The following is a 16,546-nucleotide window of genomic DNA, read 5'->3' as shown; positions in this document are numbered from 1 at the left end:
CACTACCTTCTGTATTCTAATTTTCTTTTTTGCATTCCATTACTTACGTCAACATTATCTATAATGCCAGTAATTTCTATAAAAATATTATTATTTCTTATTAAAGTAGCTAAATATTTATCTTTAATAATTAAATTTTCAATATCACTAAATCTCACAGGAATTTCTTTATTTATAGGCTGTATACTTAACTTAATTATTTTTTTTTCATCTTCTTTAATAATAGCTCTGTAATCTAGAACATTATCAATTTGGAACATAATTTCATCAAGCATTCCTATTGAAATAAAACTTCCATCCTTAAACCTTAAATTTTCAGACAACCTTCCTTGTACATAATCCATTCTTTTAAATACATCATTACACGAACAGCTATTTGGCAAAAACCTAGCTATATCTCCTGTTTTATATCTTATAAGTGGCATGCCTTCTCTTCTAAATGTTGTAAAAACAACTTCTCCATAATTACCTTCCTTAACATTTTTTCCTGTTAAAGGATCAATAATTTCAATATACAAATCTATATCTCTCATATGGTAGCCATTAAGCGCACTACATTCGACTCCGCCTCCATACCCCATTTCAGTCATACCATAATGGGTGAAAACAGGACAATTGAAATCTTTGCTAACAGCATCACATATTGCTCTTGGAACATAATCTGCACTCAAAAGAATGCTTTTTAATTTTAAATTTCTATACCTTTCATGCATATTTTTAATCTTTGCAAGGTAAAACACTTGAGTTGGTAACCCTACAATACAATCAATTTTATTTAATTTCAATGTTTCTAATGCATCTAAAGTATCAAATACAGGTCCATATATAATTGCTTCACATCCTGCTTCATTAAGGCCTTTCTTTAAAAGAAGCCCTATGCTTGAAGGAGTACTTCCAGGCATTAATATAAGTACACGTTGACCTGATTTTACAAGATTTAACATACCATGTTTAAAAAATTCTATAGTACCTTTAAGATCATTTTCAGTGAAAAAAACTCTTTTGGAAGTTCCTGTAGTTCCTGAGGTATTTATTGTTACAATTCTTGATATCTGATCAAGAGCTACACATAAAAAGTTTTTTGGATTATTACTTAAATCCTCTGACGTTGTAAAAGGTATACTTTTAAAATCTTCAAAGTTCTTAATATCCTCACTTTTAATATTTTTTAATACGTCTTTGTAAAACTTCCCCTTCTTAGCAGTATTAATTATATTTCTAATTTCATTTAATTGATACAATTTTAAAGATTCTAAAGAAAGTTTTTTTTCTCCAGTTTCTTTTAAAATTTTATCTTCCATCCATTTTTCATATATAGTTTTAATCATCTTTATACTCCAGTAATCTTAATTAATTTGTAATGGATATCTAAAAATTCATAACAAGTAAGATAGTTAGCTAGTCTATTGTCTTAATTCTCTATACGCTCTTTAAATTAATACCTTCAACAAAGAAATTTTGTCCCTCACAGGTTATAATGTTAATCGCTCCATAATTTTGTTTTATATCAAACATATCTTTTAAGTCTATATTTGAGAGGCTACAAAGTAGTGTTCTTATAAAACCTGCATGACTACAAATAACAATATTACCCTTAGTTGAATTAATTATATCCTTAAAAACAGTTACTGCTCTTTTTTGACATTTACTAAAGGATTCACCATCTTTTATTGTAAACTCTGCTATATTTTCTCCCCTATTTTTATAATCCTGCGCATACTTAGTTTTAACTTCATCAAAAGTTAATCCATCCCACTCTCCCATATTTATTTCTCTCAATTGTTCTAAAAAAGTTACTTTTCTTTCTGGGAAAACTATGTTTATTGTGTCTTTACACCTCTTTAAATCACTACTAAAGATACTTTGTATTACTATTTCATGATTTTGAAAAATGCTAGCTAAATACCTCCCATTGCTTTCCCCATCTTTAGAAAGGTTACAATCTGTATGTCCTAAATATTTTTTTTCTTTTCCATATTCAGTTTCTCCATGCCTTAAAAGATAAATATACCTTTTCATAACTTATCACCTCAAGTTTTCTAAGCTGTTTCCAAGTATGTTTTCAATATTATTCTTTATAACTTTTGCATCCTCATACCTTTTGTTAACATTTTTCAATATATCTTCAGAATGTTCATACCTACAAAATGATTCTTCAAATCTTTTATTTAAGGTAACTAACTGAGTTCCTTTTAAAAGTTTATCGCAAATATAAACTATTTTCTTTTCATCAATTTTGCTAACAGTTTTAAGCTCCATATGTTCACCTATTATTTCACTCAAACAAACATACCCAAAGTTCTGAGCAATTGTTGCGCCTTCTTCTGCATGATCTTTTTTCCCCTTAGCTACATCATGAAGCAACGCACCTGAAAATGCAGCATTTATATTTAAATTATACCCCTTTTCATTAATCAAAATTGCTATTTTCTTTGAAAATTCACTTACGCTTATCATATGCTCAATTGTTTCTTGCTTAACCTTACATAATCTTAATATCTCCAAACATTCCTCATAATCAGGAAAAGGTTCTTTTAATATATGCTCATAAAGAACTTTAACGTCTTCTTTAGTGTCCATATCAAGTAAAATACCTCTATCCGCTGTTTCTTCATAATACCACTGCTCTTTATGCTCACTTAAAATTTCTCTTAATCCGCCTTCAGGATTCTTCATTAATATTTCTTCCACTAATGAACATGATATTAATGTAGGATGGCCCTTTTCTTCATTAAATGTTGGAAATAAAATTCCATCTTGTATTTTTTCATAAGTTCCTATCATTTTTTCAATTGTGTGTACTTTCACAGATGCAATATCTACTGGTAATAGAAAGAAAGCATCTGTATTTTTTGAAAGTACTTTTGCTCCAGCTTTTATTGATGAAAACATACCTTCATTATATTTATTATTTACTACAGTTCTAATATCATCTGTTAGCATTTCTTCAATCCTATTATTTTGATAGCCTGTAACCACAATAATGTCATTAATTCCAGCATTTTTAAAAAGATTTATACATCTTTGAAGAGAATTTTTCCCACCTAAATCCATAAGCGGTTTGAAATCTCCCATCCTTGAAGAATAACCTGCTGCAAGGATTATTGCAGCATAGCTTTTCATTTCATCCTCTCGCGTCTCACCTTAATAAGTTCTGCTGAAATACTTACTGCAATTTCTTCAGGCGTTTCAGCTCCAATTTCAAGACCTATTGGGTTATGAACTTTATTAAAATCATCAAGGGTAAATCCGTCTTTTTTAAGTGCTTCATAAACAATATTACGTTTTCTTCTACTTCCTATCATTCCAATATAATATGCATCTGTCCTTAAAGCCTGTTTTAAACAAGTCAAATCAAAAATATGTCCACTTGTTACAATTATAATATAACTATCCTTATCTATGGGTAATTCTTTAAAACATCCTTCGAAAGAATCTGGAACAATAATTTCATCAGTAGTTGGAAATCTCTCTACATTTGCAAACTCTGATCTACCATCTACTACTGTAACCATAAAATCAATCTTTTTTGCAAGTTCAGCAAGTTTTTGAGAAACATGGCCTGCACCAAAAATATATAATCTACCTAAATTACATATAGGTTCAATAAGTACATTTGCATTTTCCTCTTTAATAAGAACAAGATCTCTATACCTTACTATATCTGAATATTTATCAATATTTTCTCTTTCAACAGTATTTGAAGTAAAAATCATTTCACCATTCTTATATAAATAATTTATCTTATTCCCATCATTAAAAAACTTTCTAATTATAGAAGCTTTTTCTCCATTTTGAAAACACTTAACTACTTCTTCATACAATTTAATATTTATATCATTTTCTGCATCTACATATTCCATTAGAATACTCACATCACCACCGCATGCCATTCCAATGCCTTTATTATCAGTTTCTTGCAATTTATAATCCTTAAGCACTGTCGTTTTTGTATTAAATATTTCTATACCATGCTGGATTACTAATGATTCAATTTTCCCTCCACCAACAGTTCCAATAATAGAACCATTTTTTCTAATTATCATTCTTGCGCCTGTTGTTCTTGGTGCTGAACCCTGGCTATCAAAAATTGAAGCGAGCACAAAATTTTCACCACTTTTTAGAAGTTCCAGCCTCTCCTCATAAAATTCTTTCATTACCAACCCTCCCTATCTATATAGCTTCTTTTGGTTAATAGCTGTAATATTATAAGCACAAAACGGAATTAACTTTCCCTCTTTGCTAACAACATGAATGCAGCAATCTTTTAATCTTTCTGTATCTAAATTCCAAGCATCTTGAAAGGCCATACCCGATATACTGAAAAAACCATTCTTTATTTTTTGAGCTAACTCTTCAAAGGAATTCTTTTTAGGGACATACTTATTTATTTTCACTCCAGACCAATTTCTCTCAACAAATTTCACTGCTTTATGTGATCCTTCCTTCCCATCTTCTACGCTACAGCAATTGTTCTTTTTACTTATGGCAATAAGTTTGTCATCTACGTATGCATAATTTGCATGAAAAGAGCATCTTGCATTTTCACAACCTGATGGACCAAAATCTGAAAGGTTAATTTTATTATTACTTTGTTCTACTATTTTACTCATAACTTCTGGAAGAGTAATTCTATCCTTATCTTCAGGGATCTTAGGTATTCTTCCAAAATAGCTTACAGGTTGAAAATGCACTCCTCTTACAGTTGGTGCATTTTTAAGTCCAAACTCTATAATTTCCCAAAGTAGATCATCATTTACACTAGGAACTACTGTACATACAAGAATTACACCAATCCCTAATTTTGCACTATTTTCTATAACCTTTAACTTATTCTGTATTATATCTTGTCGTCCAAGCTTTGTCATTGCAGATTCACTTAAACCATCAAATTGAAGAAAAATAGATTTAAGTCCTGCTTCCTTTAATTTTTCATAATACTTATAATCTGCAAGCTTAATGCCATTTGTGTTTAGTTGAATAAATTTAAAATCCATATTTGAAGCCATGGAAATAATCTTATGAAGATCTTCTCTTACGGTAGGTTCTCCTCCAGATATTTGAAGATTATAAGGCCCTCCTGCTTCAATAATTCTTCTATACCACATTTCTATAGTTTCCATATTAGGATCATCCTCATTACCATGTGCATCTGCAAAACAAAATTCACAGTTTAAATTACACCTTGAGGTTACTTCAATAAGTACTGTACAAGTATGTTGACGATGTTCACTGCAAAGCCCACAATCAAGTGGACAGCCTTTTGAGACCTTTGTATATGGCACTTTGGGATAAGCCGGACTTTTTGGTCTTACCCAAGCTTCATAATCTGGCATCCCCCTCCAAATCACAGTTTCAAATTTTCCATGTTCTTCACATTTCTTAGTTAAATATAAATCAGCACCTTTTTTTACGACTGTCGCATTAACTATATTTAAACAAACAGGACAAATACTTTGTGTCTCATTTATTCTCTCTTCCACTTTGCTTATCCTCTCATTCTTTTATATAAATATACTTTTTCAATTTACCTATTCATATGATTCCTCTATATAGTTATACCACATGTCCCTATAATTCTGTATAACTATACGCTTTCAAGTTACTGATTATCTTATTATATATACTTATATTCTTTCAAAATTTCATTAATTTTATTGTAGGATTTTTGCATTGTATTGCCACATTTTATTGGGTAAGCTTCATTATCATTCATGTCATTAAGTACATCTACAGTTATCATATCAACACATTCTGTACTTTCAAACTCATCTTCAAACCACTCCACAAATTTTTGAATCATCTTTTTTAAATTATCATCTCTAATTTCAATATCTATACCTTTCCCTGCGTAAATCCCCAATAAACATGCTCCTCCAGTTATAATTCCGCAGGTTTTCCCCGTATTTCCAACACCTGCACAAAGTCCAGCCATAGCCTTTACTAATTGAACATTTTCCATTTCTTTACTTTCAAGATACATAATAATTAGTATCTGACTACAACAATAACCTGAATTTGCTAATTTAAACATTTTAAATGGATCTGCTCCCATACTAATCCACCTCCACTACTTTTTTTGAGCAACAAGTAAAAAATATCCTGGTTTACAAAGAGTAAGTTTTTTCTGAAAATCACCACAACTACTACAGGTTGCTATTTCCCAAAACGCTGACATTGAACCATACTTAAAAATTATTTTCACCATAAGCTGCTTCAATAAATCTGTCCAATCTTCAAAGGATATTATTTCAAAGCCTGAGCTTACAATTGCCTCTTTTAATACATCTATATTGAAAAGTCCTCTCATACAACTATTAACATTATGTTTTTGCACTTCTTCAAGGTATTCTGGTCTTCTTGCATACACATCTGAAACAATAAAATATCCTTTATCCTCTAGAACTCTATTACTTTCCATTATTGTCTTTTTATAGTCCTCCATAAGTGACATTGTGCATTCAGCCATAACTCCTTTAAAAAATGAATTTTCATAAGGTAACTCTTCTCCTCTACCAAGTTCTATATTATGATTCCCATATTTCTCTTTTCCTAGTTGTAGTAATTTTAAAGAAGGATCAACTCCAAAAGCATTTAAATTATATATACTTTTAAGTTTTTCTACAGTTACTCCCATACCACAACCCACATCAAGAATTTTATCGTTTTGTTTAAACTCACATATTTTAATTGCTCTGTCAGTAAGAAACATTCCTCCTGGTCTTAGAGTATCCCCTGTTATTCCCTGCATGTCTTTATTTTCATAAACTGTGCAACCCATCATTTGTCCTCTAAACTCTTTTCTACTTCAAGCATTTGACCAGCTGCAAGCTCCTCTGTGATTAAAACATTTTTACAAACAGGGCACTCTAACAATTCTATTTCAAAATTTCCTCCAAGGTATTCTGCTTTTACAGGACCTTCCTCAAGAGGACCTCCACACTTTGAGCATAACCATTTACTTTTTTTATTTTCATTATCTTGTTTCATCGTCATACCCCCGTTACATCCATTCTATGGCTATAAGCATTTATAATTTTAAATGTATCATTAATCTTTTCATATTCTACCCAAAATGTTACATTTACTAATCTTCTCCAAGCAAGAATGTGTTTGTTCTCAGGATTAAAAAAGCTATTTTTATTCTTTTCTGCATCTCCTATTACTTTTTTAATATCCATTTCTAGAATTAGTTCATCTTCCATTTTGTTTCTAATCTTGTCATCTATTACTATTTTCAACTCATCATATTCATCCTTTATTTCCATTTTTTCACCCCATAAATTCTTGAGCATTTCTTTCTTAAGTCTAAATCTATTTGCTCTTCTTTCGGATAAGGTAGGGACTTTCATATCTGAAATCTCAATACTTTTATTACCATATATAAGATCCAAAATATGATACGTCTTTTTACCTTTTAAAACAAATAGATCTCTGCACATTGCGCAATAAGCAAGAAAATCATTTTCTGAATCCTTTATTCTATTTTCAGTTACTTCCTTACTAAATTCTTTATTTGAAAAATAAACAAGTCCTCCAAAACCGCAACATTTTGTAGTTTCCCTTGTAAACTCAGGCTCTTCAATTTTATAACCAAGACTTTTGGCAATATTTCTTATACTTTCATGAATGCTTTTTTCTTTTCTTGTAGTACATGCATCATGTACTGCTAAAACTTTACCATTCCCGAGCTTAACATCACTTGGAAGACCTTTTTCATCAAATATTTCCCAAAGAGATTTAATTTCTATTTCTTCTATATTTCCCTTAAAATTATTAAAACATGTAGAACATGCAGTTATAACAATTGGATTTCCCAACATTTTTAAATTTGAATATATCTTTTCCATACTGTTATTATATTGTTCTTGCCTCCCTGCAAAATCAGCAGGTGCTCCACAACAACCTAAATATAATCCAACACCACCATCAAGTTTTTCCATTAAATAATTATATGCTTTAACAACATATTCTGAATAACTGGCACTTAACTGACAACCAGGATAAAATACATATTTACTATTATTCTTCCCAGGCTGATGTTTAATTAATTCAAAATATTGACTGTTTGTAAATTCCATATCTTTCAAAGCAAAATCATGAGCTGAAATTGGCATTTTGTCTTTAGACACCATACTTTTTCTAGTTTCTTTAATTATATCAGCCATATTTATTGATTCAGGACAAACTGCACCACATAATCCACACTCTAAGCAAGAATTTATTGTTTTATTAGCATAATGATCTCCAAGAATAATACGCTCATTTTGATTTATAGTCCTTATATAAGCTTTAGGATCTAATTTTTCCTTTTGAAGATGAATACAAGCTTTAACACATTTATGACATTCACATTGAACACATCTTAATGCTTCATTAATTGCTTCTTCCTTTGTAAATGTAATATTTTCAGGTTCAATTCTTGGTGAAACCTTCTCGTTTTCTGTATCAATTTTAAGAATACTTTTATAAGATCCTTCTTTTCCTCTTAGTGCAGTCAGAGACTTCTTTTGTACAAATCTATCAATAGATACTGCAGCTAATCTTCCAGTATATACTGATTGTATAACTGATTCCTGTCCATGTGCAAGACTTCCACCAACAAATACTTTTTCTATCTCTGTTTGCATAGTAACTTCATCTATATTAAATTTTTGCTGCCATACACCTGTCCCAATAAAAACTGCATCATATTCATCTAAAATGTTTTCAAAGTTTTCAGTAGTGACTTCATAATTCACTTTTATTTCAATTCCTAACTCTTCAAGTTTAGTAATTTCATATTGTATTTGCTTTTGCTGTAATATCTTTTCTGAAAACTTTAAAAAAGAGCCTCCTGCTTGACTTTCTTTTTCAAAAATATCAATACCATATCCTTTTTGATTAAGATCATAAGCACAGGTAATCCCGCTGATTCCACCACCAACAATGGCAACTCTCTTATCATTTTTAGGAATAGGAAGTGTTTTTATTTTTGCCATACCTCCATAAGTTACTACTGCCCTTTCAAGTTCATGGATTGAAATTGCTTTCCCATCCACATTAGTTAAACAAGAGGTTTCGCAAGGATGATCACAAACCAATCCTATTATATTAGTGAATGGCATTCTTTTTTTCAATATTCTATATGATTCTTCAAAATTTCCTTTTCTAATTTCTAAAATAATTCCTTTAACATCAACATGTATTGGGCATTCAGTATTACATGCAGGAGGATTATCATTTATGCATTTCGCCTGCACTGCTAAAAGTTTTTCAAGATCCATATGCTATTCACCCCTTTTCAATTCACAATGCACAAATTAGGTAACTGTTCATTACTTTAATGTTTTAAAAGGAACCTAAAATGAATTTCTAACATTTCACTTTAGGCTCCTATTTTAAAGTAAAAACTATTTATTTAATTTATTTAATCCAGCAAGAATTTTTTCTGGACGAGCTGGAAGATGTCTAATTCTAACTCCACAAGCATCATATATTGCATTAATAATTGCTGCATGAGGAGCAGATAATGGCATTTCACCAGCACCTGATGCTCCATAAGGTCCAAGTGGTCTTGGAGTTTCTTGGTAAAGTAATGTTATGTCATCAGTAACATCCTTTATTTTTGGTATTCCGCAGCCAGTTAATGTTGTATGCTTCTTAAGATCCTCAAAATCTTCAGTTAGTGCAAGCCCAATACCTTGAACAAGGCCTCCAAGTATTTGACCATCAACTACAAGTTTATTTACAATAACTCCCACATCACAAACACATGTTAATTTATCAACATAAGCCTTACCAGTATTCATATCTACTTCAACTTCTGCAAGTAAAACTCCATACATGTAAGTTGGGAATGGGTTTCCTTGTCCTGTTGCAGGATCAGGGGCTGTACAAGGTGCAGTCCATTTTCCATCATATTTTAATGGATTTCCTTCTGCAACCATTTCATCATAAGTTCTATAAGTTCCATCTTGTTTTTTCATACCTTCAAGTAAGTTTTCACAAGCAACTCTTGTTGCATTTCCTGTAAGAACATTTGAACGACTTCCACCTGCTGGTCCGCTATTTGGTGTAAAATTCATATCATTTAATATCAATTTTATATCACTTACCTTAATACCAGCTTTTCTTAGTGTCTCATATGCTATTGTCAATGTTCCCATATCTGCACCTTGACCATGATCTTCCCATGAATTCCCAACTGTCACTCCATCTTTTGTAAGTTCAGCCCAAGCTTCTGAAGTATCAGGGCCATCAAGTCCACAGCCATAAATTAGAAGTGATATTCCAGCACCATATTTCTTATCAACACTAGTTTTATTCTTTTCCTTTGCAGCTTCCTTTGCTTTCTTGTAGTATGGGCGAATAGTATCAAGCATTTGTGGAAGTACAATTACATCCGGTGCACATCCGGTTGGAGTAGTATCACCTTCCCTATAAACATTATTATATCTAAATTCTAATGGATCAATACCCATCTTAGCAGCAAGTTCATCAACCATTACTTCTGATGAAAATAAACTTTGTGGTGAACCAAAACCTCTGAAAGCTGCCCCCCATGCATGATTTGTTGCAACAGTTCTTCCATTACCTCTAATATTATCAATTTTGTAGCCAGCACCCATAAATTGTGAACCCCTTGTTGTAACTAAGTCACCAAATTCACAATATGGACCGTGATCACAAGACCAATCTGTTTCTAATGCTTTTATCTTACCATTTTCATCTGCACCCATTTTTAAATGCATGAAGAATGGTGATCTCTTTCCAGTGTAAGTAATTTGTTGGAACATATTAAATTCAAGATATACTGGTCTTCCTGTGTCTATAGCAGCAACTGCAAGCAAAGCTTCTATTGTAGGACTAAATTTATATCCAAAGGTTCCACCTGTTGGATTTTGCACAATTTTAACATCATCTAGTGGAAGACCAATACCATCCGCAATCATAAGAGCATGGAAATGTAATGCAATACTCTTTGAGTGAATTACTAATTTTCCTTCTTCATTAAAATAAGCAAATCCTACATCTGGTTCTATTGGAAGATGTGGCTGTCTACCTACATAATAATCCTCTTCAAGAACATAAGACAATTTTTCCATTATTGGAGCAGTTTCTTCTCCTTTAACAGTTCCACATTCAAAATATACATTAGGTGTTCCTGGATGAATTTGAATTGCATCCTCTGCCATAGCTGCTGGAGCACTCATATATGCTGGTAATTCTTCAATTTCTACAACAACCTTTTTAGCTGCATTCTCTGCATTTGTAGGTGTATCTGCAAGCACCATTGCAATTGCATCACCAAATTGGAATATTTTCTTATCATTTAAAATTGGTCTTTCAAGTCCATCACCTTTATTCGATGGGAAAGCTAAACCATTAATTCTGTTTGTTCCCTTTACATCTTTGTAAGTTAAAACTCTATATACTCCAGGCATATTTTCAGCTTCAGATGTATTAATTGATATAATGTTTGCATGAGAAACTGTTGCTTGAACAAGTTTTATATGTAGAGTATCCTCTGGAAGAGTTAAACCAAGGTCAGCACCAAAATCCCATGTACCAGTTACCTTTGCACATGCAGAAGGTCTTACAGCATCAGTACCTAATAAACTTGCACCTTCAGGAAGCTTAAACCACAATTGCTCCTTTGTAACTTCTCCTCTTATAATTCTAGCTGCTTCCATTACTGCATCTACTAATGGTATATATCCTGTACATCTACATACATTACTACATTTTTGGAACCATTGTCTTACTTCTTCTCTTGTAGGATTATTATTTTCATCTAAAAGTGCTTTAGCACTTACTATAAATCCAGGGGTACAAAATCCACATTGTGCTGCACCATGTACCATCCAAGCAAATTGAACAGGATGTAAATCATCTTGAGTTCCAATTCCCTCAATAGTTATAATTTCAGCTTCATCAGGTACTCTTTTCATTCTTGTTATACAAGACTTTACTACCTTACCATTCATTATTACATTACAAGCACCGCATTCACCTTTTCCGCAACCTAATTTAGTACCAGTAAGAAATAATTGTTTTCTTAAAACATCAGTAAGTGAACTTTCTGGATCTGCAACAATAGTTCTATTAACACCATTAATTTTTAATATTTTTTTTAACATTTCAAGTCCCCCTTTTTATTTATTAGAAAATCATGAGGCAAATGTGCCTAAAATCTTCATCACCATTTACCAAAACTGCAAGCTGGAAAAGTACAAACTTCACAATCCAAACACATGCCTCCATGTCCAAGCTTTGTAATATCTTCTCTTTTTATCTTTTCTCCCGCTGCAATCTTTGGAAGAATAAGATCAAATATTGTTCTCTTGTTATACATGACACAACCTGGAAGTCCTAATATCGGTATATCATTTTTGTATGCTATTAAAAACATTGCTCCAGGAAGTACTGGTGCTCCATAGGAAATAATAGTTGCTCCAGCTTCCCTTATTCCAGCTGGCGTAACATCATCAGGATCTACTGACATTCCACCAGTTACAACAATCATTTCAGCTCCGCTTGCCAATAACTCATTTATTCCATCCTCAATCATACTCACACTATCTGAAACAAAGATTTGCTTTATAACTTCACTTCCTATTTCAGCAATTTTATCTCTAATAACAGGTCCAAATTTATCTGTTATTCTACCAGTATAAACTTCACTACCAGTTGTAATTATTCCAACCTTCATAGTTTTTAATGGTTCCACCCAAATAATAGGGCCTTCTTCTCTACAAACTTTTTCAATTTGTTCAATTTTAAGTTTATCAATAAACAAAGGTATTATTCTTGTTCCTGCAACAACACTTCCTTTTTTTACTATAATATCAGTATGTAATGTAGCAATCATTGCTTCCTCTATTGTATTAAGCTTTTCTAAAGTTTTATAGTTCACTTTTAGTAAACCATTACACTTAGCTAATAATTTTACCTTTCCTTCAGAAGGTTCAGTAAAGAGAATTTCCTTACCGGCTGATGATATTGCCATCCTTTCGCCTGCTTCATTTTCATGAATTATCCCCTCCTGCATTTCCCAAACATAAATCTTTCTTTTCCCTATATCTAACATTTTAGGTATGTCATCTTCAGTTATTACATGACCCTTTTTGAATGCAACTCCATGAAATTCTCCAGGAACAATTTTTGTCAAATCATGACATAATACCATGCCTATTGATTCTTCAACCGAAACAGACTTCATTTTCATTCCTCCTAACTGTCGCAAATGTCTTAGTAGAATTTTAATTATTATTTAATTTTTTATATCATTCTACGTATTAGAGTACTTTTAAAACCTCCTTGCATACTTTATTAGTTTCTATATATATTAATATAAGCAAGTTCTGTGCCAACAAAAAAACACTAAGAATATATTTTAAAAACCCCTCATTTCCTTGGTCTTAATACTAACCTAAAAAAGTGAAGGGTTTTAAAGTATATAAACTGTTCCATTTCGCTACACTTCGCCAAATAATTACCGTTCCACTTTAGAACAGTGATCAATTTTGGAACAATCTATATCAAATTTTTCAATTTTTCTATATAAAGTGTTTCTTCCGATCTCTAATATATTTGCAGCTAAGGTCATATTTCCTTTCACATCTTGTAAAACTTTAATTATATGCTGTTTTTCCATCAGTTCCAAACTAACATTTGTGTTTAAATTAACTATAATCTTTTGAACTTCATCCACACTATCACCAAAATTAATAACTGGCTCTTCAGAATTTATCATTAGTTCGATTACATTTTCTAATTCTCTTACATTTCCAGGCCAGTCATAATCTATAAGATATTTCATATATTCATTAGAAATATTAACACCTTGCTTATTAAGCTTTTTAGAAATTTTCTCCATATAATAATTTATGAATTCTGGTATATCTTCACTGTGTTCTCTAAGAGGTGGTAAATATATAGGCAAAACATTTAACCTATAATAAAGATCTTTTCTAAAATTACCGCTTTCTACTTCATTTTTAAGATTTCTATTTGTGGCTGCTATAATTCTTACATCAATAGGTATTTCTATTGAACTTCCTATTCTAGTTATCACACCTGCTTCAATTACTCTTAATAATTTAACTTGCATATCAATAGGCATTTCTCCTATTTCATCTAAGAAAACCGTACCTCCCTCAGCTATTTCAAATTTACCAACACTACCACCTTTTTTCGCTCCAGTAAATGCTCCATCCTCATAACCAAATAATTCTGATTCTATAAGCGTCCTTGGAATTGCACCACAATTTACTGCAATAAAAGGGTCATCATTGCGGATACTATAATTATGAATAGCTTGAGCAAAAACTTCCTTTCCAGTACCACTTTCTCCAGTTATTAATACTGTAGATTTACTGTCTGCAATCTTTTTAGCATAAGCAACAATCTTCATGAATTTTTCATTTTTCCCGATAACTTGTTCAAATGTATATATAGCTTGTCCATTTAATATTTTTCCAGAAAACTTCTTACTCTTTTTTAATTCATGAATTATAATAGTAATTTCTTCAATGTTCATTTTCGAATTGTATATTGGGTACAAAGTAAGAGCATATTGTACTTTATTGATTTTTGTATTTATGTATATATCTTCATCAATATAGTTATTCCTGGCTTTAATATGTTCAATTATTTCATTCCAGTTTTGAATCATATCAGGAATTTTGATTTTTCTCTTTTCATGCTCTCTGTAACCAAACATTCTTGTTGCTTGCTTATTCATGGTTGTAATATTTCCAATTAAATCACAAGTTAAAATTCCTAAAGAAATTGAATTAAAGGTTGTTTCTAATCGTTTTTTTGAAATTTCAAGCATTAAATTATATTTGTTTATTTTAAGCATTTTTTCTATTGCATCTGCTGCAGCAACTACCATTCCCAATGTATGTGGATGAGCATTTCCTATATATCCAGTTAAGTCAATACTTCCAATAATATCTCCATTTATATCCTTAATAGGTGCTGCAGAACACGTCCATTTATGATATGCAGAAATTAAATGTTCCTTTCCAGAAATCTGAATTGGTATTTGTTCTGATACTACAAGGCTCATTGCATTAGTTCCAATATGAGCTTCATCCATGTATGCACCTTTAATCATTTTGAGCTCTGAAGCTTCATCTAATATTTTTTCATCTCCTATTACATTTAAAATGCAACCTTCTCTATCGCATAATACCGCAAAAAAACCAGATCCTCTCACAAAGTTATACAACTTATTTATAAAAGGTGTTGCTACTAAAATAAGTTCTTTATTTTTATCTAGTATATTTTCAAGTTCAAAACCATCTAATATCTTAGTACTAAACGAATTTTTTAATAATATCCCTTTTGATATAGATCTCTTATGTGCCTCTTTAATGTAATCTTCCATGCTCTTCATCCTTTTGCTATTTATATTATTTCTTTTCCTTATAAATCCTCAATAATTCACTATTTTTCTATTTTAATTATAACACCTGTATTATTTTTTACTAGTAAAAAGCAGAATACTAAATATATGTCATACATTATTGTACTTTTATAAAATTAATGCTAACCCTTTATGAATTTAAAATTGCCACCAACTTGAAAAAGCGGTGGCAAATAGGTGGAAACACCCAAATTACATTTATACTATTCTTAATGATACTCAGTAAATATCAAGCCCTTGGATGTGTATGCATGTATATATAGTTGATTTTATCATTGTTTATTATCTCATAATATGTGTCCATATATGTTAGAACTTGATTCCCTAATAACTTTTGGACTGCTCTTACATTTGCTCCATTTTGAAGTAGATGGACTGCAAAGGAATGCCTAAAGGTATTTAAATTAACATCCTTATCTATACCAGCTTTTCTAGCATATTCTTTAACAATTCTCCAAATTCCTTGTCTTGTGAGTTTATTACCATTTAAGTTTACAAAAAGATTTGATACTCCACATTGTGCTATCTTATATCTTATATTTAAATACTCTGTTATTGCCCTAGAAGCACTTCTTCCTATAGGTATAAGTCTTTCCAAATGCCTATTATCTGTACATCTCACAAAATTCAAATCAAGATTAACATCCTCTACATTTAATGAAATCATTTCAGAAACCTTCATTCCAGTAGCATACATTAATTCTAATAATGCATTATCACGTACTCCTTTTGAGCAATCCTTTTCAACTATTCTAATTATTTTATCTACTTCTTCAATGGTTAAAATTTGTGGTAACTTTCTGTTATTTTTGGAACTCTTGTATTCTATTTTGGGAACTTCCTTTATTAAAGTTTCACCTTTTAAGTATGAGTAGAAATTTCTGAGGCTTATGACTATTCTATTTATAGATCTTTCGGATTTGCCCAGAGTTGTGAGATTTTGTATATACGACATAATTGTTAATTTATCACTCTTATATAAATCTATTTCTTTTCTATTTAAGAATTTGAGATATATACTTACATCAGTCACATATGCGTATATAGTATTTTCACTTTTGCCACTCTCCGACAAATACTCCTTATAATTACTTATACTATTTATCATTATTATCTCCTATACCATTG

The 16,546-nt window shown here is 31.1% G+C and carries 13 protein-coding genes; all 13 read right to left on the bottom strand.

Annotation, left to right across the window (positions count from 1 at the left end; genetic code table 11):
* Positions 1-2 precede the first annotated feature (2 nt).
* A complete protein-coding gene (locus tag psyc5s11_RS12835; protein WP_224037954.1) occupies positions 3-1,328 on the bottom strand; it encodes a DVU_1553 family AMP-dependent CoA ligase in 1,326 nt (441 codons plus the stop codon).
* A gap of 91 nt (positions 1,329-1,419) precedes the next feature.
* Positions 1,420-2,019: a histidine phosphatase family protein gene (locus psyc5s11_RS12830; RefSeq protein ID WP_224037953.1), complete on the bottom strand. Its 600-nt coding sequence runs from the start codon at positions 2,017-2,019 to the stop codon at positions 1,420-1,422.
* 6 nt (positions 2,020-2,025) lie between these two features.
* A complete protein-coding gene (locus psyc5s11_RS12825; RefSeq protein ID WP_224037952.1) occupies positions 2,026-3,123 on the bottom strand; it encodes a DVU_1551 family NTP transferase in 1,098 nt (365 codons plus the stop codon).
* Entirely contained in the window at positions 3,120-4,157 is a 1,038-nt protein-coding gene (locus tag psyc5s11_RS12820) for an XdhC family aldehyde oxidoreductase maturation factor (protein ID WP_224037951.1), read from the bottom strand. The genes psyc5s11_RS12825 and psyc5s11_RS12820 overlap by 4 nt, the downstream gene beginning before the upstream one ends.
* A 12-nt stretch (positions 4,158-4,169) precedes the next feature.
* Complete coding sequence (gene trsS / locus psyc5s11_RS12815; RefSeq protein WP_375542009.1) at positions 4,170-5,492, bottom strand: radical SAM (seleno)protein TrsS; 1,323 nt, start codon at positions 5,490-5,492, stop codon at positions 4,170-4,172.
* Positions 5,493-5,617: 125 nt separating this feature from the next.
* Positions 5,618-6,055: a DVU_1555 family C-GCAxxG-C-C protein gene (locus psyc5s11_RS12810; protein ID WP_224037949.1), complete on the bottom strand. Its 438-nt coding sequence runs from the start codon at positions 6,053-6,055 to the stop codon at positions 5,618-5,620.
* A gap of 15 nt (positions 6,056-6,070) precedes the next feature.
* Positions 6,071-6,781: a DVU_1556 family methyltransferase gene (gene trsM, locus psyc5s11_RS12805; protein ID WP_224037948.1), complete on the bottom strand. Its 711-nt coding sequence runs from the start codon at positions 6,779-6,781 to the stop codon at positions 6,071-6,073.
* Positions 6,781-6,990 (bottom strand): DVU_1557 family redox protein, encoded by a 210-nt coding sequence (locus tag psyc5s11_RS12800; RefSeq protein ID WP_224037947.1) that lies wholly within the window; start codon positions 6,988-6,990, stop codon positions 6,781-6,783. The genes trsM and psyc5s11_RS12800 overlap by 1 nt, the downstream gene beginning before the upstream one ends.
* A gap of 2 nt (positions 6,991-6,992) precedes the next feature.
* Positions 6,993-9,266: a pyridine nucleotide-disulfide oxidoreductase/dicluster-binding protein gene (locus psyc5s11_RS12795; protein ID WP_224037946.1), complete on the bottom strand. Its 2,274-nt coding sequence runs from the start codon at positions 9,264-9,266 to the stop codon at positions 6,993-6,995.
* 126 nt (positions 9,267-9,392) lie between these two features.
* Positions 9,393-12,122: a molybdopterin-dependent aldehyde oxidoreductase gene (locus psyc5s11_RS12790; protein ID WP_224037945.1), complete on the bottom strand. Its 2,730-nt coding sequence runs from the start codon at positions 12,120-12,122 to the stop codon at positions 9,393-9,395.
* Between the two features lie 59 nt (positions 12,123-12,181).
* A complete protein-coding gene (locus tag psyc5s11_RS12785) occupies positions 12,182-13,204 on the bottom strand; it encodes a molybdopterin-binding protein (RefSeq protein WP_224037944.1) in 1,023 nt (340 codons plus the stop codon).
* A 273-nt stretch (positions 13,205-13,477) separates the two neighbouring features.
* The gene (locus psyc5s11_RS12780; protein WP_224037943.1) at positions 13,478-15,379 is read right to left on the bottom strand and encodes a sigma-54-dependent Fis family transcriptional regulator; all 1,902 of its coding nucleotides are present in this window, start codon (positions 15,377-15,379) and stop codon (positions 13,478-13,480) included.
* 268 nt (positions 15,380-15,647) lie between these two features.
* A complete protein-coding gene (locus tag psyc5s11_RS12775) occupies positions 15,648-16,526 on the bottom strand; it encodes a tyrosine-type recombinase/integrase (RefSeq protein WP_224037942.1) in 879 nt (292 codons plus the stop codon).
* Positions 16,527-16,546: the final 20 nt, after the last annotated feature.

This window comes from Clostridium gelidum (genome assembly GCF_019977655.1).
GTDB classification, from domain to species: domain Bacteria; phylum Bacillota; class Clostridia; order Clostridiales; family Clostridiaceae; genus Clostridium; species Clostridium gelidum.
This window is presented reverse-complemented; position numbering and strand designations above follow the sequence as displayed.

Coding starts and splice junctions, on each gene's coding strand:
- psyc5s11_RS12795 (WP_224037946.1), bottom strand. CDS start 9,266: ATGGATCTTGAAAAACTTTTAGCAGTGCAGGCGAAATGCATAAATGAT.
- psyc5s11_RS12810 (WP_224037949.1), bottom strand. CDS start 6,055: ATGGGAGCAGATCCATTTAAAATGTTTAAATTAGCAAATTCAGGTTAT.
- psyc5s11_RS12800 (WP_224037947.1), bottom strand. CDS start 6,990: ATGAAACAAGATAATGAAAATAAAAAAAGTAAATGGTTATGCTCAAAG.
- psyc5s11_RS12780 (WP_224037943.1), bottom strand. CDS start 15,379: ATGGAAGATTACATTAAAGAGGCACATAAGAGATCTATATCAAAAGGG.
- psyc5s11_RS12785 (WP_224037944.1), bottom strand. CDS start 13,204: ATGAAGTCTGTTTCGGTTGAAGAATCAATAGGCATGGTATTATGTCAT.
- trsM (WP_224037948.1), bottom strand. CDS start 6,781: ATGGGTTGCACAGTTTATGAAAATAAAGACATGCAGGGAATAACAGGG.
- psyc5s11_RS12825 (WP_224037952.1), bottom strand. CDS start 3,123: ATGAAAAGCTATGCTGCAATAATCCTTGCAGCAGGTTATTCTTCAAGG.
- psyc5s11_RS12830 (WP_224037953.1), bottom strand. CDS start 2,019: ATGAAAAGGTATATTTATCTTTTAAGGCATGGAGAAACTGAATATGGA.
- psyc5s11_RS12820 (WP_224037951.1), bottom strand. CDS start 4,157: ATGAAAGAATTTTATGAGGAGAGGCTGGAACTTCTAAAAAGTGGTGAA.
- psyc5s11_RS12775 (WP_224037942.1), bottom strand. CDS start 16,526: ATGATAAATAGTATAAGTAATTATAAGGAGTATTTGTCGGAGAGTGGC.
- psyc5s11_RS12835 (WP_224037954.1), bottom strand. CDS start 1,328: ATGATTAAAACTATATATGAAAAATGGATGGAAGATAAAATTTTAAAA.
- psyc5s11_RS12790 (WP_224037945.1), bottom strand. CDS start 12,122: ATGTTAAAAAAAATATTAAAAATTAATGGTGTTAATAGAACTATTGTT.